Source organism: Streptomyces sp. NPDC049879 (genome assembly GCF_044461265.1).
GTDB lineage: Bacteria > Actinomycetota > Actinomycetes > Streptomycetales > Streptomycetaceae > Streptomyces.
In genome coordinates this window covers 52127-68247 of record NZ_JBITKT010000010.1, presented here as the reverse complement: position 1 = coordinate 68247, position 16121 = coordinate 52127, and the positions used below count along the sequence as shown (strand labels likewise).

The window sequence follows — 16121 nt, the reverse complement described above, 5'->3', positions numbered from 1 at the left end:
GGGACTTCCCCCGGGGCCCGGTCGCGTTCAGACGCCGGGGCTGAAGTCGTCCCGGCCGAGCAGCGCCATGGCGGTGCGCTGCACGGAGCGGGTGAAGCGGCGCGGGTCGCCGGGCGGGGTGATGTGGCGGATCAGGGCGCCGTCGAAGACCGCGAGCAGGGTGTGGGCGAGGAACGCGGCGTCGAGGTCGGGGCGTTCCTCGGCGAACAGCGCGGCGAGGTGGCCGTGCCAGAGCCGGTAGCTGGGGTCGTCGTAGCGCTCGTCGGCGCAGGCGGCGTCGTGGGCGGACAGGAGCGCGGCGTTGCCCTCGGCGATGGCGCCGAGCCGGTCGAGGAACGCGAGCATCCGCTCGGGGGCGGGCGCGCCGGGGCCGAGGGGCGGGGGGCCGTCGGCGATGGCGGCGCGCAGGGCGCTGGACCGTTCCTCCAGGAGCGCCTGGAGGAGTCCGGCGCGGCTGCCGAAGCGGCGGAAGACGGTGCCCTTGCCGACTCCGGCGAGCGCGGCGACGCGGTCGAGGGAGACATGGTCGCCGCCGCCCTCGGCGAGGAGCTGCTCGGCGGCGCGGAGGACGGCGCCGCGGTTGCGGGCGGCGTCGGCGCGCTCGGGGCGCTGCCCGGGCATCGCGCCTCCCCTCGGGACTGGACGGACTGACGGTCCGGATACTACCGTGCAGCATCCGGACCGCCGGTCCGGATATCTTGCGAGGAGACACCCGATGGACATACGCGCGCTCGTCGTCGACCCCGCCGCCCCCGGCTCCCTGCGCCTGGGCACCGTGCCGGAACCGCGGCCCGAGCGGCATCAACTGCTGCTGGACGTCCGGCACATCTCGCTCAACCGCGGCGAGGTGGCGTTCGCCGGACAGCGCCCGGCCGGGACGGTGCACGGGTACGACGCGGCCGGTGTCGTCGTCCGGGCGGCGGCGGACGGCAGCGGCCCGGCGGTGGGCGCGCGGGTCGCGGCCTTCGGCGAGGCGGCGTGGGCGCAGCGGATGGCCGTGGACACGGGCGCGGTGGCCGAGGTGCCGGAGGGGGTCGGGCTGGCGGACGCCGCCGCGCTGCCGATGGCGGGGCTCACCGCGCTGCGGACGCTGCGTTCGCGGCCGATCCTGGGCAGCCGCGTGCTGGTCACGGGCGCGGCGGGGGGCGTGGGGCGGTACGCGGTGCAGCTGGCGGCGCTTGGCGGGGCGTACGTGATCGCGTCGGTGGGGTCGGCGGCGCGGGGCGAGGGGCTGGCCGCGCTGGGGGCCGACGAGGTGGTGATCGGCCTCGACGGCGTGGACCGGCCGGTGGATCTCGTCCTGGACACGGTGGGCGGGGCGCAGCTGGTGGCGGCCTGGTCGCTGCTCGCGCCGGGGGGCGGCATCCAGCACATCGGCTGGGCGTCGGGCGAACCGGCGGTGTTCCCGCCGCACTCGCTGTTCTCGCCGGGGCCGGCCAAGACCCTGGCCTCGTTCGGGGACACGCGGGAGGTGGGGCCCGATCTGGCGGTGCTGCTCGGCTTCGTCGCCTCCGGCCGCCTGTCGGCGGAGGTGGACCGCCGCGCGGGCTGGGCCGACGTCGCCGACGCGGCCGGGGCCCTGCTCGACCGCCGTATAGCGGGCAAGGTCGTCCTCGACGTGGAACCGTCGGCCGCTCCCTGACGGGCGCCGGGATTCACCCGTACGAGCGATACCGGGCCGACTACGGAGCGCTTACGGTGGCTCCATGAACGGCTACTCAGTGTCACGAATCCGGCGGCTCGACCTTCCGGCCCACCACCCGTCACGAGGCATCGGGTCGGGACCGCCTCTCCGTACGACCGCGTCCGAGGCACGAACAGCCGCACCCGGACCGGACGGCCCGTCCGTCCGAGCGACGAGTCCCACCATTCGGCGGAACTTCCGGCCCTCGCCCACCGGGCCGACAGGGGAGGGCGACGGGTGCCGGAGCGGGGTACCCCGGTACGCGCCCCGGCTCGGTCGCCCACTCCCTCCGCCCGCCCGGGGACACTTCTGCCCCGGCGCAAGGTACGGCCGCTCCCCCTCCCCTGTCGGGCACGAGGACCGCAAGGAGGGGAGACGACAGGTGCCGGAGCGGGGTACCCCGGTACGCGCCCCCCGCCCGCCCGGGGACGCTCCGGCCCTGGCCGGGTTCAGCCCCCTTCCCGGCCGCTCGGACGACAGGTGCCGGAGCGGGTGGGGTCATTCCCCCGGTGTCGCGAGGGTCGCGATGACCGCCGCCAGGTCCGCGCCCGCCGTGAGCAGTGCCACGGACCGCGCGGCGATCCGGTCGAGACGCCGCCGCAGGACGCGCTCGGCCTCCTCCAGGCCCTCGAAGGTCCGGAGGGAGCCCATGACCTCGCGCACGGCGGGAACGCCGTATCCCCCGGCCCGGAGCGCGGCGACGATACGGGCCTCCCCGATGGCGGCCGTCCCGTAGCGGCGGGCGCGCAGGGACGTCACCCGCTCGGGGTGGACGAGCCCCTCGTCCTCCCAGAAGCGCAGGGTGGACGCCCGCACGCCGAGCGCTTCCGCGAGCTGTGTGACGGTCATGGCGTCCGCCTCCCGGACGACGGCCCCCGCCGTCCGCACCTCGGCGCGGACGGCGCGGACGGCGGCCTGGGCGGCGAGCACCTCCTCCCGTTCCCGCGCCAGCCGGACGTGCACCCCTCCGATCACCGCCGCCGCGTCCGCCCGCGTCCCCGACCACGCCTCCCTGAGCAGCCGCCGCGCCTCCACCGGCCCGACCGCCCCGGCGATCCCCCGGTACGCCGCCAGGGCGCGCACGTGGAGAGGGGTGTAGGAGCGGTAGCCGCCGGCCGAGCGGGCGGCGGGCGGGATGACGCCGAGCACCTCCAGGTCCCGCACCTGCTGCACCGAATACCCGGTCGCCCTGGCGACCTGCGCGGTCCGCAGGGACGTCTCTCCCGCTCCCCCGGCCGGTTCACCCATCGTCCAACCCCACAGAAGCACTTGAAGGTGACGCTTGAACCATGAGTATGGAGCAGATCATCGCGGCGGTGCGCGGCTTCGACGGCGCGCTCGTGGTCGCCCCCGGGCCCGGCGGCACGTCCCAGGAGCCGGCCTTCCCCGAGCTGACGTGGGGCGACTCCTTCTTCTACTACGCCCCCGACGGCCGGCTGCCCCGCACCGGGCAGCCGTACGGGACGATCGTCACCAAGGACTACCCCGACGACACCGCGTCCGACCTCGATCCGCCGGGACGCTGGCGTGTCAACGTCCATGTGGACCGCGACACCTTCCGGCGGCTCACCGGCGAGGAGCCGCGCGCCCTCGCCCTCCCCCGCGACCACGCGGCGGCCGACCAGGTGGTGCCGCACCCGGTGTACGGGGCCCTGGGCTGGATCTGCGTCGTCACCCCAGGACCGCTGACGACGGTCACCGTCCTCGGGCTGCTGCGCGGCGCCCACGAGGCGGCCCGCGCCCGGCACGCGCGGCGGCGGGGGATGGGGGGTGAGCCCTTGGCGGACTGAGCCGGGGCACGGGAGCGCGCGGGGGCGCGGCACCCCCGGACCGGGCGCGCGGGACGCCGCCTACGCTTGGCCACATGCCCGTGTCGCGCACCAGGAAGCCGCAGAAGAAGTCCGGCCGCACGCCGCAGCGTGGCGGCGGCCGCCCCTCCGGCGGGGGGCGCGCGCCCACGCGGAGCGCCGACCGGCGGCGCCCCTGGGCGGTCGTGATCGCCGTGCTGCTGGTCTGCGCGCTGGGCGCGGGCGTGCTCGCCGCGCTCGGCAGCGCGGGCGGGGGCGGGGGCGGGGGCGGGGGTGACGACGCGAGCCAGGAGGAGTTCGGCGATCCGGCGCTGGCCGACGTCGCGCACCGCGACCCGGACGACCCGCTGGCGGTCGGGGACGTGGACGCGCCCGTGGTGCTCGTCGAGTTCCTCGACTTCCAGTGCGCCTACTGCGGCATCCACGCGCGCGAGACGCACCCGTGGCTGGTGGACGAGTACGTGGACACCGGCAAGGTCCGCATCGAGTTCCGCAACTTCCCGATCTACGGCCCCGAGTCGGACACCGCCGCGCGGGCCGCGTGGGCGGCCGGGCGGCAGGACCGCTTCTGGGAGTTCTACTCGGCCGCCATGGACGAGGAGTTCGACATGGACAGCGGCCGGTTCTCCGACGAGGGCGTGCTGGCGCTGGCGGAGGAGGCGGGCGTGCCCGACCTGGACGCGTTCCGCCGGGACCTGGACTCGACGGCGGCGGGCGAGGCGGTGGGCCGGGACGCCGAGGAGGCGCTGTCGGCCGGGGTCACGCAGGTGCCCGCGTTCCTGGCGAACGGCGCGTTCGTCGGCAGCGCGCAGGACCAGGACGCGTTCCGCGACGTGCTCGACGAGGCGTACGAGGCGGCGACGGACTGACCCGGCGGGCCAGGCTGACCCCGCCGGAAACAAACCGTCACAACCATCGGACAATCCGTCACCGGGCCGATCAGCTTCTCTCACCGTGCGGGGGATTGCCACCAATCCCGGTCGGGCGGTCAAGTGCCCGCCTCGTCACGGTTTAGCGTTCCGGCCCATGGCTCAACATCGCAAGAGACCGCGGAGCGTCGCGCAGCGGACCGTGTCGCTGCGCACGGCGGCCGCGACCCTGACGCTCGCCGGGGCGCCGCTGGCCGCGGGCGGCGCGGCGGTCGCCGCTCCGGGCACCACCGCGGCCGAGGTCAGGCAGCAGGTGGACGAGCTGCACCACGAGGCCGAGGAGGCCACCGAGGCGTACAACGCGGCGACGGAGACCGCCGGGCGCGCCGAGGAGCACCTCGACCGGCTGCGCGACCAGGCCGCCCGCCGCACCGACGAGCTCAACGCCCTGCGCCGCGACCTCGGCGCCCAGGCCGCGGCCGAGTACCGTGCCGCCGGATTACCGGCCTCCCTCCAGCTCGCCCTCGCCGCCGACCCGGACGAGTACCTGGAGCGCGCCGCCGCCCTCGACCGCGCGGGCAGCCGCCGGGCCGACGCCGTCGCCGTCCTCGGCAACGAGCTGCTGGCCGTCGAGCGCCTCAGGGCCGAGGCCGAGGAGGAGTCGGACGTCCTCGCCGACGCGCGGTCCGAGGCGGCGGAGCACCGCGAGACGATCGAACGCAGGCTCGCCGAGGCCGAGGAGCTGCTCGCCGGGCTGACCGCGCAGGAGCGCGCCGCGGCGCTGGCCGAACCCGCCGAACCCGCCGACGCCGCGACCGGCGCCGTGCCGCTGGCCGCCGCGCAGGACGCCTCGCCGAGCGCACGCGCCGCAGCGGCCGTCGCGTTCGCCTACGCGCAGCTGGGCAAGCCGTACGGCTGGGGCGCCACGGGCCCCGACGCGTTCGACTGCTCGGGCCTGACCCAGGCGGCGTGGCGCACCGCGGGCGTCTCGCTCCCCCGCACGAGCTACAGCCAGGTGAGCGCGGGCACCCGCGTCTCCCGCGACCAACTGGCGCCCGGCGACCTGGTCTTCTACTACTCGGGCGTGAGCCACGTCGGCATCTACGTCGGAGACGGCCAGATCATCCACGCGGCACGCTCCGGCACCCCGGTACGCATGGCCCCCGTGGACTCCATGCCCCTGGTCGCGGCGACCCGCCCCGCGTAGACCGGGCGCGCATGGCGGGAGCCGCCGTCCGTCCACGGCGAACCGGTGGACCGTCGGCTCCCGGGCGCGGAAACCCAGCCGCTCGTACAGCCGGTTCGCCCCTCGCGCCGCGCTGTCCACGACAACGTCTTCCACCCGGGCCCCGAGCCCGGACGGCGATGCGCTCACCGGCGGCACGGACCGTGGGCCGCACCGGCCCGGATGTGTCTCCGTGTCCGGGCCGGTGCCGTGGGGTGTCCTCAGCGCAGGTGCGGGTGTGTGCGTGAGGGGAGGATCGCCAGTGCCGCGGCCAGCGCGCAGACGCCGCCGAGGCACAGGACGGCCTGGAGGCTGAGGGAGTCCACGACGAGGCCGCCGGTCAGTGCGCCGAGGCCGATCGACAGGTTGAAGACCGCGACCCACAGGGACGAGGCCGCCTCCACCGCGTCGGGCGCCGTCTTGATCATCCACGTCTGGAGGCCGACCGACACCCCGCCGAAGGCCAGGCCCCAGACGATCAGCAGCACGATCCCGCCGGCCGCTCCCCCGCCGAGCAGCGCCCACAGCGGCATGGCGGCCGTCAGCGTCAGGGCGATGACGAGCACGGTCCGGTGCACGCCGCGCGCCAGGAGGGCGCCGACGGCGAAGTTGCCCGCCATGCCCGCGACGCCGAAGCACAGCAGCAGCGGGCCGACGTACCGCTCGTCGATCCCCGAGAGGTCCTGGAGGAGCGGGCTGACGAAGGTGTAGGCCGAGAAATGGCCCGTGACCAGCAAGAACGTGGCGAGGATACCGACGCGCACGCCCGGGTTGCGGAGCTGCGCGGCGAGCAGGCGGGGCCGTACCGGCTGGGACGCGGCCAGCGGCGGGAGCACCGTCAGCAGGCCGAGCAGCGCGACGAGCGCGAGGCCGCTCAGCGTCGCGAAGGCGATGCGCCAGGTGGTGAACTCGCCGAGCAGGGTGCCGAGGGGGACGCCGAAGACGTTCGCGGCCCCGACGCCGCCGAAGATGACCGCCGTGGCCTTCGGGACGTGTGCGGGTGCCACGAGCCGGACGGCCAGCCCGCTGGCGACGGCCCAGAAGCCGCCGATCGCCACCCCGACCAGCACGCGCGACGCCACCAGGACGCCGAAGCCGGGCGCGAGGGCCGAGCCGACGTTCGCGACCGTCATCAGCGCCATCAGCCCGAGCAGCAGCAGCCGCCTGTCCAGCGCGCCGACGAGGACCGGGACGACGGGCGCGGAGACCGCCGCGACCAGGCTCGGCACCGTCACCATCAGCCCGGCCGTGCCCTCCGAGACGTCCATCGCGGACCCCACGGCGGTCAGCAGCCCGATCGGCAGTTGCTCGGCCGTCACCAGCAGGAACGTCCCCAGGGCCACGGCGCCCACCGCCGGCCAGTGACTCCGCTGCCCGGCGGCCGGATCGGCCGTCTGTTCCGTGGTCGCCACCACGTACCTCCTCCACCATTCGGGAGCGATCGCTCCCGCACAACGGCGGACCCTAGTATGGGAACGATCGCTCCACAAGTCGGGTAGGATGGCCCCCATGGCACGCCCCCGGCAGTTCGACGAGCAGGACGCGATCGAGCGGGCGACCGGACTCTTCCGGCGCCGCGGCTACCACGCCACCTCGGTCCGCGACATCGGCGCCGAGCTGCACCTCACGCCGAGCAGCCTCTACCGCACCTTCACCGACAAGCACACGCTGTTCCTGCGCGCCCTCGACCACTACCGCGCCACCGAGTCCGCCCAGGCCGAGGAGTCGCTGGGCGCCGACGGCCGCCCCGTCCGCGAGGCGCTGCGCGCGTGGCTGCTCCAGCTGGTCACCTGCCCGCCCGGCGCCGAGCCGGGCCGCGGCTGCTTCGTGGTCAACACGGCCACCGAGCTGGGCACGGCCGACGCCCAGGTGAGCGGCAGGACCGAGGCCGCGTTCGACGTGACGCGCGAGGCGCTGCGCTCCCGGCTGGACGCGGCGCGCGAGAACGGTGAACTGCCCGCCGGTCTCGACATCGAGGCCGCCGTCGAGCTGCTGTTCACGACGGTGCTCGGCCTGCGCGTACGGGAGCGCGCCGGGCACGACCCGGCGCGGCTGGCCACGGCCGTCGACGCCGCGATCAGCGCGCTCGGGCCCGTTCCGCCCGCCGCGCGCTGATCCCGGCCGTCAGGCGGCCCGTCCGTCAGGCGATCCCCGCGACCAGCAGGGCGAACGCCGCCACCAGCACCGCGACGCGCAGGTAGTGGAACCGGTCCCACCGCCCCAGCTGCTGGTGCCAGTCCGCCGGGACGCTCTCCGACGTCCAGCGCTTCACCCGCGAGTTGATCGGGACGAGCAGCGTCACCGACATCAGCACGCTCAGCGCGAGCAGCGCCGTCGCCGTGCCGAACGCGCCCGTCCCCCCGTCGCCCCGGGACTGCCAGGTCACCACCGAGCCGAGCACGACCGAGCCGATGTACCAGAACGGCATCACGAACCCGAGGATGCGCGCCCCCTCGATACGGCCGCGGAGCCCGGCGTCGCCCGGCAGCCGGCCGAATATCGCGTTGAGGAAGACCGCCACCGCGAACTCCACCCCGACCAGCAGTCCGACGATCACCGTGGTGCCGGCGGCCAGTACGTTCTCCATGTCCACTCCCCAGGTCCCCGGCACTTCTTCTAGCGCCGCTAGCTGATGTGGCGATGCTAACCAATACATTGCTCCTTTGTCTAGCGCCGCTAGCGAGACGGCGTGGAAAAGCCCCCGCGGCCGGGCTCGGGCGTCCCGGCGGCGGGGGCCGTCTCAGGGGGTGGCGCGGGGCGTCACCAGGGGGCGGGCGCCGGGGGCGGCACCACGGGCGGGCGGTCGTCGCAGGTGATCGTGTTGGGCAGCTGCCAGGCGCCGAACCACGGCCCCGTCGTGCCGCCGCCGTCGTTCCCGCCGCCGTCCAGGACGGTGAACTCCGAGCCGGTGCCGGGGAAGTGGAAGGCGCCGCAGTTGTTGATGCCGACCGCGCCGACGTTCCGCGCGTCCACGTTCTCGAACGTCGCGGACCCCGCCGTCCGCGCGCTCAGCACCGAAGTGCCGGTCCCGTCCACCCGGATGTCGCGGAAGCGCGCGTTCTCGATCACGTGCTCGTCGCGCTGCGCGAACTCCGTGACGAGCATGATCGCGTTGTACGTCGAGTCGAGGTAGTGGTCGCCGGTGACGCGGATGTCGGCGTCGATGTCGCGCTCCAGCGCGTAGAACCAGATCGCGCCGAGGCCGATGTCCCAGTTCAGGTCGAGCGTGCCGCCGCGCACCACCGTGTTGTCCGTGAAGTCGAGCCGCCCGCCGAACGGATCGGCGCCGAAGCGTGACCCCGCGTGCAGCCCCGACCCCTCCCGCACCGGGTCGGCGACGAGGTTGCCCCGGACGGTGGTGTCCGTACCGCCGTAGATCGCGATGCCGTTGGCCAGCGTGGGGCTCTGGACGGTGTTGGACTCGAACGTGTTGCGCGCGTTGGTGTTCCCCGGCTCGGACCACATGGCGAGGCCGTCGTCCCCGGTGTTGCGGACGAAGTTGCCGCGCGCCACCGAATCGGTCACGCCCCGGTGGAAGTTGAGGGCGTCCGCGATCTGGTTGACGATGACCGTGTCCTCGATCAGGAAGTTCTCCATCGGCCCGTCGAACCACAGGCCGACCTTGGTGTGGCTGATGTACAGGCCGCGGACGGTGGAGTCGCTGAGCACGCCGCCGATGCCGTTCACCTGGTCCGTGTCGATCCGCTCCGACACGTCGCCCTCGATGGCGAAGTCCGCCAGGTGCACGTCGCTGCTGCCGCCGTCCTCCGCGTACCGGCCGTAGAAGCCGACGCCGGTGTGCGTCGAGCCGTCCGGCAGGGGCTCGTCCAGCTCGACCTCCTCACCGCGGACGACCGTGTACCAGCTGCCCGCGCCGCGGATCGTCACGTCGTCCACGACGATGTGCCGGTCCACCCGGAAGACACCCGGGGGGAGGTAGACCGGCAGATCGGTGCGCTGCGCGAAGGCGATGGCGCGCTCGATGGCGGGCGCCGCGTCGCGCCGCCCGGTCGGATCGGCGCCGAACGCCAGCACGTTGGCGGCGCGCAGCAGGACGCGCGGCGGGGCGACCTGCTCGGTGTCGATCAGGTCGATGACGGTCCACTCGGCGTCCGTCCCGGCGGGCGCGGTGAGCCGTACGGTGTCGCCCGCGCGGTAGGTCCTGCCGAGGAGCAGCCGCTGCTCGTCGTACATGTGCGTGGGCCTGAAGGGCTTCTCGACGACCGGCGCCGGGTCGGTGGCGGCGGGCACGCAGTCGCACTCGGTGATCCACCAGTCCGGGTGCAGCAGGTCGGCCTGGGGGTCGTTGGTGAACGGGTACTGGTTGTAGAGCCAGGAGTACTCGGAGGTCAGCGTCATCTGCCGGGCGGGCCCGGTGCGTTGGCCGTCGCGGCGCACGGTGACGTCGAGCGGCGCCGTGATCCCGCCGCCGCCGGGTGCGTCGGGGATGCTGTAGCGCACGGTGATCGCGTTCGTGGTGGCGGGGAGCGTGAACTCGACGTACTCGCCCGGCTCCAGGCGTACGGCCTCCCGTCCCGACGCCTCGGACGGCAGCGTGTACGGGGTGCGGTCCGGGCCGATCGCCGTGCCGGTGGTGACCGCGTGCTCCGCCTCCTGCTCCAGGAAGTCCACGTCCGCGCCCCGGCCCTGGACGAGCGCGGGGTCGAGCGCCGCGCGCGTCACGACGGGCGCGGGCGCCGGGGCGCGGCCGCCCGCCGCCTGGGCGGTGCCGGCGGCGGCGCCGCCGAGCAGGGTGAGGGAGGTGGCCGCGGCCAGGAGCGCCGCGGCCAGGCGTCTGCCGGGGTGCGGCGCGGCGGGGGGCCGTTCGCCGGTGCGTGTCATCGTCGACCTGTTCTTTCGCTCGGGGGACTGGCTGCGCCCCGATGGGGACGGCGCGATGGCCGCGGCGCGCACGGGAGAGGCGTGGTGGTGGACCCGGGAAGTGGCGCACACTCAACCACCGATCCCCCGGGCGAGCAATAACCTGCGCAGCATCACGCAAAAACTCGATCAGCCAATGAAATTCACCGAACCGACCACCCGTCAGCCCGTGACCCACATCACACACGGCTCCTGTCAGGAATCGGCCCGCCGCCCCGCTCAAGTCACCGACAGGGAACCAGCGAACCGACAGGAGCACCACGTGAAGCACCGCATCGTCGTCCTCGGCGCGGGGTACGCCGGCGCCTACGCGGCCGGGGTCCTGGCACACCGCCTCTCCCCGGAGGACACCGGGATCACCGTCGTCAACGCCGAGCCCGACTTCGTCCAGCGCCTGCGGCTGCACCAGCTCGCGGCCGGGCAGGCGATCGCGGCCCCGCCGCTCGCCGACGTCTTCGCGGGCACGGGGATACGGCTGCGCGTGGCCCGCGTCACCGCCCTCGACCCCGCCCGCCGCGTCGTCACCCTGGCCGACACGGCCACCGGCGCCCCTGCCGACCTCGGCTACGACACCCTCCTCCACGCGCTCGGCAGCCACGGCGCCGACCACGGCGTCCCCGGCGTGGCCGAGCACGCCTTCGACGTCTCCTCCAGGCCCTCGGCGCTGCGCCTGCGCGAGCGCCTGGACGGCCTGGGCAGGCGGTCGGGGGACGGGCACGTCCTCGTCGTCGGCGACGGGCTGACCGGCATCGAGACCGCCACCGAGATCGCCGAGTCCCGGCCCCGCCTGTCGGTGACGCTGGTCGCGCGCGGCGAACTGGCCGCGCCGCTCTCACCCGGAGCGCGCGACCACCTGCGCCGGGCCTGCGACCGGCTGGGCATCACGGTCCTGGAGCACACCACCGTCGAGGCCGTCGAGGCGACGGGGGCGCTGTGCGCCGACGGCGGCGTCCTGGCGTCCGACGCGACCGTGTGGGCGGCCGGGTTCGCGGCCGGTCCCGTCGCCGCCGCGAGCGGACTTGAGGTCACCGCGGGCGGCCGGATCGTCGTCGACCGCCTGATGCGGTCGGTCACGCACCCGGACGTCCACGCCGCCGGGGACAGCGCCTTCGTCATCGGCGACAACGGCAGGCCGCTGCCCATGTCCTGCGCCTCGGCCGGTTTCACGGCCCGCGTGGCCGTGAACGCGATCGTGGGGCGCCTGACCGGCCGCGAACCCGCGACCGTCGGGCTGAGGTACGTGGGCAACCACATCAGCCTCGGGCGGCGGGACGGCATCCTGCAGCCGGTGGACGGCGAGGGGCGGGCGAAGCGGGGGTACGTGGGCGGCCGGAAGGCGGCGCGCGTCAAGGCGGGCATCGTCAGGATGTCGCTGTGGGGCACCGAGCACCCGACGTTCGGCCTGCCGAGGCGCACGCACCGCCTGACCGCCGCGCGGGACGCGTCCGCCGCGAACTCCCCGGCGCGGCCGTCCCGTTAGAGTGGCCCGCGTGGACAGCGCCGCCGCCGACCGCTTCGACGCCGGACGGTTCGAGGCGAGCCGCGACCGGCTCGCCTCGCTGGCGTACCGGCTGCTCGGGTCCGCCGCCGACGCGGAGGACGCCGTGCAGGACGCGTTCCTGCGCTGGCAGGCCGCCGACCGGCGGCGGATCGAGGTGCCGGAGGCATGGCTGACCACGGTCGTCACCCGCCTGTGCCTCGACCGGCTCCGCTCGGCACAGGCCCGCCGCGAACGGGCCGTCGGCGCCTGGCTGCCCGAACCGCTCCTCGACGGCGACCCGATGCTCGGCCCCGCCGACACGTTCGAGCAGCGCGAGTCGGTCTCCCTGGCCGTGCTGACCCTGATGGAACGCCTGTCACCGCTGGAACGGGCCGTCTACGTCCTGCGCGAGGCGTTCTCCCACCGCCACGCCGAGATCGCCGCGATCCTCGGCATCACCGACGCCGCGAGCCAGCAGCACCTCCACCGCGCCAGGCGGCACCTCGCCGCCGCGCGCCGCGGCGGCGGCGAGGCCGACCCGGCGGCCGCGCGCAGGATCGTCGAGGAGTTCCTCGCGGCCGCCGCGTCGGGCCGCACCGAACGCCTGGTGGCGCTGCTGACCGACGACGCGACCGCGCTCTCCGACGGCGCGGGACTGGCCAGGAGGCTGGTGCGGTACGACTCCGCGCCGCGCGTCGCCACCTTCGTGCGGGCCGGCTTCCAGTCCACACCCGTGAAACAGCGGCTCGTCGGCGGGACCTCCGCCATCCACTACGCGGTCGTCAACGGCGCCCCCGCCCTCCTCTTCGTGCCGGCCGGCGGGGTCGCGGGCGCCGTGACGTTCGACCTCGCGGACGGCAGGGTCGCGACCCTGCGCGGGATCGCCGCCCCCGCCCGCCTCGCCCGCCTCGCCGGGGCCTGGCGGCGGCACGTGCCGGACACGCCGCTCATCGAGCGGTGGTGAACGGGCGCCCCCGGCCGTCCGCCAACTCCGCCCCGCGTTCGCGTCTTCGCTCTCCGGAACGGGTGAACGGCCCTTATCCGCCTCAGTGATCTGCGACGGCTATCATCACCGCGTCATATCCCTTCGCAGAAAGGACACTTGTGAGGACCACCACCCGCATGGCCACCGTCGCCGGTGTCAGCGCCCTGATCGTGGGCGGCATGTCCGTGCCGCAGGCGAGCGCCGACGGCTCCACCTGCCAGTCCGTCTACGTCTCGAACCCCGGCCCGGTCGCGGGCACCGGCTGCTTCGTCGGCCACGGCGACAAGATCACCGTCGACGACCGCGCCGCCGACGGCATGCGCGTCGTCGTCGACTGGAAGACGGTCAACGGCCGCACCGGCGAGTGCCACAACGCCATGGGAGCCGGCAACTTCACCGTCATCTGCGACTACAACCTCCCGGAGAGCGACCGCATCAGCTTCCGCGTCTGCACGCGCAACGGGGAGAACGGCGCCAACCACCGCTGCACCTTCTGGAGCGCCTGGATCAGCGTCTCCACGGGCGACTACTCCTGATCAGGACCGCCCCCACAGCGCTCCGCCACCCCTCCCCGTAACCCCTCTCTCCGCAGAAGGACAGTCATGAGAACCTCCACCCGCATAGCCACCCTCGCCGGCGCCAGCACCCTCGTCGTGGGCGGTCTGTCCGCCCCGCAGGCGAGCGCCGCCATGGGCGAGACGTGCCGCACCGTGTACGCCGCGTCCGGCGCGGCCATCGGCCGCGGCTGTTTCGTCGGCTACGGCGACGACATCACCGTGCAGGACCTCAAGGCGGACGGCATGCGCGTCGTCGTCAAGTGGCAGACCACCAACCTCCGCAGCGGCACCTGCCACAACGCCATGGGAGCAAACAACTTCACCGTCATCTGCGACTACAACTTCCCCGAGAACGACTACATCTACATCAGGGTGTGCGTCCGCAAGGGGGAGAACGGCACCGACCAGCGGTGCAGCGCCGAGGCGGGCCCGATCAGCATCTCCTCGGGCGAGTACGCCTGAGCGACCGCCTCCCCGGCCGCCGCTGCCCGGAAATCACCACCCCGCCCGCTCCGTAGGGCACAATCCCCCCAGCAGCAGCCGCCGGTACCAGGACGGGCGGCACGGGTCGCGTCACCGTACGCGGGAGGAGCCGGGAGTGTCGTGAGCGGGGAGGAAGCGGCGGCACGGGAGTTCGCGCGCCTGCGGGACGAACTGGCGGCCGGGCGCGGCATACCGGACGCCCTGGCCCACTCGCCCGAGGCATCGCGGCAGTGGGTGTCCGACGAGCTGACCCGCGCCGCCCGCGACGCGGCGGCCCGCGACCGCGCCGGTGACGCCGCCCGCCTCGCCGGGCTCGCGGCGCGGGCCGCCTGGACGGCCGCCGCGCTGCTCGCGCTCCTCGCCCTGGCCCAGCCCGTCGCCGCGCTCCTCGGCGACGGCTGGTCCACCGGCCGCACCGCCGCCCTCGTCGCGCTGCTCCCGCCGGGCGCGGCCGTCGCGTACGCCGCGCTCGGGCGGCGGCAACGGGCGCGCGGCGGCGTCCTCGCGCCCCTGATCGGCGACGACAACCGGCTGTCCACCTCGCGCGCCGTCGCCGCCGCCTGGCTGCTGGTCGCCTGCCACAGCCTGCTCGCGCTCGCCCTCACCGGCGGCGCCGCCGGGTTCGCGGACGGCGCGGGCCTGCTGACCGCCGCCGCCGTCGCCCTCGCCGTCACCGTCTGGGTGCGGCACACGGTGGCCACGCGCGTACGCGGCTTCCGCATGCAGAAGATCCGCGCCGACCGCCCCCGCGCCGCCGACCTGCTGACGGACGACGGCGGACGCGGCAGCTTCACCGAGACCCAGTACGCGGCCGTCGCCGCCACCGGCGTCGTCTGGACGGCGGCCGCCCTCGCCCGCGACCCCGGCCACATCCCCGCGCCGCCCTGGCCGCTGGTGCTGCTCGGCGCCGCCTCGGCGCTCGCGTACGCCGCCGCCCGCTACACCGAGGGCGGCAGGCCCGTCATCCAGTCGATCGTGCGCGTCCGCGAGCCGGGCGACCTGCACGCCCCGATCCGGCACGGCGACGAGCTGGAGATCCGCGGCTCCGGCTTCGTCCCGGCGGGCGCCGCCGCCCCCGACCGGCTGGCCGAGACGGTGGTGCGCATCGGCGGCGTGGAGGTGCCCGTACCCCTCGTGCCGGTGACGGGCGGGTTCAGCAATCCGGGTGATACGCGGCTGCGCGTGCCGGTCCCGGTGGAGCTTGACGCGGGCCCTGTTGAGGTACGGGTGATCACCGCGGCCGGTACGGAGTCGGGACGCTATGTGATCACCGTGGCAGACTGACCGCCTTCACAGATGCCCCAAGGGCGACATCACGGAAGGTTCCCGCCATGTCTGTCACGCCCCGAATCGGCGGCCCGCCCCCCGTCCACACCCACTTGCCCGGCGTCCCCGTCCCTGGGCGGCAGGAGCAGGCGCGCGAGAGCACGGCGCGCTGGGCACCGCTCCCCCTGCGCCTGTTCCTGGGGACGACGTTCCTGTACGCCGGGATCGACACGTTCGCCGACGTCCGCCCGTTCAGCGCGGCGATGAACGGGGACGCCATCGCGCGGATGGTGTCGTTCACCCGCGGCGACGCCGCCGTCCCGCGCCTCACCGACCTCGTGCTCGACCGCCCCGACCTCGTCGCCGGCTGCCTGGGCGCGGCCGAGATCACCATCGGCGTCGCCGTGCTCCTCGGGCTGCTGACCCGCTGGGCGGCGGCCGCGGGGGTGCTGCTGACGCTCGCGTTCTGGCTGACGACGGGCTGGCACACCGACCCGTACTACTTCGGCCACGACCTGCCGTACGCGCTGGGCTTCGTCACCCTGCTGCTCACCGGCGCCGGGACCCACGCCCTCGGGCCCGCCCTCAGCCGCCGCCAGGACCGCCGGAGCCAGCGCCTTTTCGCCCGTCCGAGCTGACCGCCGCGACGTAACCGCGCCGCACGCGCCACGCATAGGCCGTACGCCGGGCCGTGAACGTCACCGCGGCCACGGCCCCGCTCAGCAGCAGCGCCGCGGGCGCCAGCACGAACACCGCGATCAGCGGCACCCCGTCCCCGTCGCCCCGCAGCCGCACCAGGTGCACGACGGCGATCCCGATCATCGTCAGGCCCAGCACGAGCCGCCAGGGCTCGAAACGGTGCCTCCGCATCCCGCTGCTCCCG

At 75.0% G+C, this 16121-nt stretch carries 17 protein-coding genes; 11 read left to right on the top strand and 6 right to left on the bottom strand.

Features of this window, described 5'->3' with window-relative positions; genetic code table 11:
* Nucleotides 1–27 precede the first annotated feature (27 nt).
* Complete coding sequence (locus ACIBPC_RS28220; RefSeq protein ID WP_398848526.1) at nt 28–621, bottom strand: TetR/AcrR family transcriptional regulator; 594 nt, start codon at nt 619–621, stop codon at nt 28–30.
* A gap of 100 nt (nt 622–721) precedes the next feature.
* Here ACIBPC_RS28220 and ACIBPC_RS28215 point away from each other — a divergent pair, with 100 nt between their 5' ends.
* Nucleotides 722–1642, top strand: a complete 921-nt coding sequence (locus ACIBPC_RS28215; protein ID WP_398848729.1) for a zinc-binding dehydrogenase — start codon at nt 722–724, stop codon at nt 1640–1642.
* 540 nt (nt 1643–2182) lie between these two features.
* On the opposite strand, the gene ACIBPC_RS28210 is transcribed toward ACIBPC_RS28215, so the two are convergent.
* The gene (locus ACIBPC_RS28210; RefSeq protein WP_362964217.1) at nt 2183–2932 is read right to left on the bottom strand and encodes a MerR family transcriptional regulator; all 750 of its coding nucleotides are present in this window, start codon (nt 2930–2932) and stop codon (nt 2183–2185) included.
* Nucleotides 2933–2979: 47 nt separating this feature from the next.
* Here ACIBPC_RS28210 and ACIBPC_RS28205 point away from each other — a divergent pair, with 47 nt between their 5' ends.
* From ACIBPC_RS28205 to ACIBPC_RS28195, 3 genes are all read left to right on the top strand, one after another.
* A complete protein-coding gene (locus ACIBPC_RS28205; protein ID WP_398848728.1) occupies nt 2980–3474 on the top strand; it encodes a DUF6194 family protein in 495 nt (164 codons plus the stop codon).
* 74 nt (nt 3475–3548) lie between these two features.
* Nucleotides 3549–4361 (top strand): DsbA family protein, encoded by an 813-nt coding sequence (locus ACIBPC_RS28200; RefSeq protein WP_398848525.1) that lies wholly within the window; start codon nt 3549–3551, stop codon nt 4359–4361.
* Nucleotides 4362–4518: 157 nt separating this feature from the next.
* The gene (locus tag ACIBPC_RS28195; RefSeq protein ID WP_398848523.1) at nt 4519–5568 is read left to right on the top strand and encodes an NlpC/P60 family protein; all 1050 of its coding nucleotides are present in this window, start codon (nt 4519–4521) and stop codon (nt 5566–5568) included.
* A 239-nt stretch (nt 5569–5807) separates the two neighbouring features.
* Here ACIBPC_RS28195 and ACIBPC_RS28190 read toward each other — a convergent pair whose 3' ends face one another.
* The gene (locus ACIBPC_RS28190) at nt 5808–6998 is read right to left on the bottom strand and encodes an MFS transporter (RefSeq protein ID WP_398848521.1); all 1191 of its coding nucleotides are present in this window, start codon (nt 6996–6998) and stop codon (nt 5808–5810) included.
* Nucleotides 6999–7095: 97 nt separating this feature from the next.
* On the opposite strand from ACIBPC_RS28190, the gene ACIBPC_RS28185 reads away from it, so the two are divergent.
* Nucleotides 7096–7701 carry a TetR/AcrR family transcriptional regulator gene (locus tag ACIBPC_RS28185; protein WP_398848519.1) on the top strand — a complete coding sequence of 202 codons (606 nt, stop codon included), beginning with the start codon at nt 7096–7098 and terminating at the stop codon, nt 7699–7701.
* Nucleotides 7702–7726: 25 nt separating this feature from the next.
* On the opposite strand, the gene ACIBPC_RS28180 is transcribed toward ACIBPC_RS28185, so the two are convergent.
* Both ACIBPC_RS28180 and ACIBPC_RS28175 read right to left on the bottom strand, forming a co-directional pair.
* Nucleotides 7727–8173, bottom strand: coding sequence for an anthrone oxygenase family protein (locus tag ACIBPC_RS28180; RefSeq protein WP_398848517.1), 447 nt, complete (start codon nt 8171–8173; stop codon nt 7727–7729).
* A 173-nt stretch (nt 8174–8346) separates the two neighbouring features.
* Nucleotides 8347–10428 (bottom strand): glycosyl hydrolase family 28-related protein, encoded by a 2082-nt coding sequence (locus tag ACIBPC_RS28175; protein WP_398848515.1) that lies wholly within the window; start codon nt 10426–10428, stop codon nt 8347–8349.
* 301 nt (nt 10429–10729) lie between these two features.
* On the opposite strand from ACIBPC_RS28175, the gene ACIBPC_RS28170 reads away from it, so the two are divergent.
* The 6 genes from ACIBPC_RS28170 to ACIBPC_RS28145 all read left to right on the top strand — a co-directional run bounded on the left by ACIBPC_RS28170 (nt 10730) and on the right by ACIBPC_RS28145 (nt 15876).
* The gene (locus tag ACIBPC_RS28170; protein WP_398848513.1) at nt 10730–11947 is read left to right on the top strand and encodes an NAD(P)/FAD-dependent oxidoreductase; all 1218 of its coding nucleotides are present in this window, start codon (nt 10730–10732) and stop codon (nt 11945–11947) included.
* A 10-nt stretch (nt 11948–11957) separates the two neighbouring features.
* Nucleotides 11958–12911 (top strand): sigma-70 family RNA polymerase sigma factor, encoded by a 954-nt coding sequence (locus tag ACIBPC_RS28165; RefSeq protein WP_398848511.1) that lies wholly within the window; start codon nt 11958–11960, stop codon nt 12909–12911.
* A 140-nt stretch (nt 12912–13051) separates the two neighbouring features.
* Entirely contained in the window at nt 13052–13468 is a 417-nt protein-coding gene (locus ACIBPC_RS28160; protein WP_362964236.1) for a hypothetical protein, read from the top strand.
* A gap of 66 nt (nt 13469–13534) precedes the next feature.
* Complete coding sequence (locus ACIBPC_RS28155) at nt 13535–13951, top strand: hypothetical protein (RefSeq protein ID WP_398848509.1); 417 nt, start codon at nt 13535–13537, stop codon at nt 13949–13951.
* Between the two features lie 141 nt (nt 13952–14092).
* The gene (locus tag ACIBPC_RS28150) at nt 14093–15256 is read left to right on the top strand and encodes a hypothetical protein (protein WP_362964240.1); all 1164 of its coding nucleotides are present in this window, start codon (nt 14093–14095) and stop codon (nt 15254–15256) included.
* Between the two features lie 47 nt (nt 15257–15303).
* Nucleotides 15304–15876 carry a DoxX family protein gene (locus ACIBPC_RS28145; protein WP_362964242.1) on the top strand — a complete coding sequence of 191 codons (573 nt, stop codon included), beginning with the start codon at nt 15304–15306 and terminating at the stop codon, nt 15874–15876.
* Here ACIBPC_RS28145 and ACIBPC_RS28140 read toward each other — a convergent pair.
* Nucleotides 15824–16108 (bottom strand): hypothetical protein, encoded by a 285-nt coding sequence (locus tag ACIBPC_RS28140; RefSeq protein WP_362964244.1) that lies wholly within the window; start codon nt 16106–16108, stop codon nt 15824–15826. The two genes, ACIBPC_RS28145 and ACIBPC_RS28140, sit on opposite strands and share 53 nt — an antisense overlap.
* Nucleotides 16109–16121 lie beyond the last annotated feature (13 nt).

What these genes read in the sequence shown, in the direction of transcription:
- ACIBPC_RS28155 (WP_398848509.1), top strand. Translation starts at nt 13,535, where the DNA reads ATGAGAACCTCCACCCGCATAGCCACCCTCGCCGGCGCCAGCACCCTC.
- ACIBPC_RS28140 (WP_362964244.1), bottom strand. Translation starts at nt 16,108, where the DNA reads ATGCGGAGGCACCGTTTCGAGCCCTGGCGGCTCGTGCTGGGCCTGACG.
- ACIBPC_RS28210 (WP_362964217.1), bottom strand. Translation starts at nt 2,932, where the DNA reads ATGGGTGAACCGGCCGGGGGAGCGGGAGAGACGTCCCTGCGGACCGCG.
- ACIBPC_RS28200 (WP_398848525.1), top strand. Translation starts at nt 3,549, where the DNA reads ATGCCCGTGTCGCGCACCAGGAAGCCGCAGAAGAAGTCCGGCCGCACG.
- ACIBPC_RS28220 (WP_398848526.1), bottom strand. Translation starts at nt 621, where the DNA reads ATGCCCGGGCAGCGCCCCGAGCGCGCCGACGCCGCCCGCAACCGCGGC.
- ACIBPC_RS28185 (WP_398848519.1), top strand. Translation starts at nt 7,096, where the DNA reads ATGGCACGCCCCCGGCAGTTCGACGAGCAGGACGCGATCGAGCGGGCG.
- ACIBPC_RS28145 (WP_362964242.1), top strand. Translation starts at nt 15,304, where the DNA reads ATGTCTGTCACGCCCCGAATCGGCGGCCCGCCCCCCGTCCACACCCAC.
- ACIBPC_RS28195 (WP_398848523.1), top strand. Translation starts at nt 4,519, where the DNA reads ATGGCTCAACATCGCAAGAGACCGCGGAGCGTCGCGCAGCGGACCGTG.
- ACIBPC_RS28175 (WP_398848515.1), bottom strand. Translation starts at nt 10,428, where the DNA reads ATGACACGCACCGGCGAACGGCCCCCCGCCGCGCCGCACCCCGGCAGA.
- ACIBPC_RS28180 (WP_398848517.1), bottom strand. Translation starts at nt 8,173, where the DNA reads ATGGAGAACGTACTGGCCGCCGGCACCACGGTGATCGTCGGACTGCTG.
- ACIBPC_RS28205 (WP_398848728.1), top strand. Translation starts at nt 2,980, where the DNA reads ATGGAGCAGATCATCGCGGCGGTGCGCGGCTTCGACGGCGCGCTCGTG.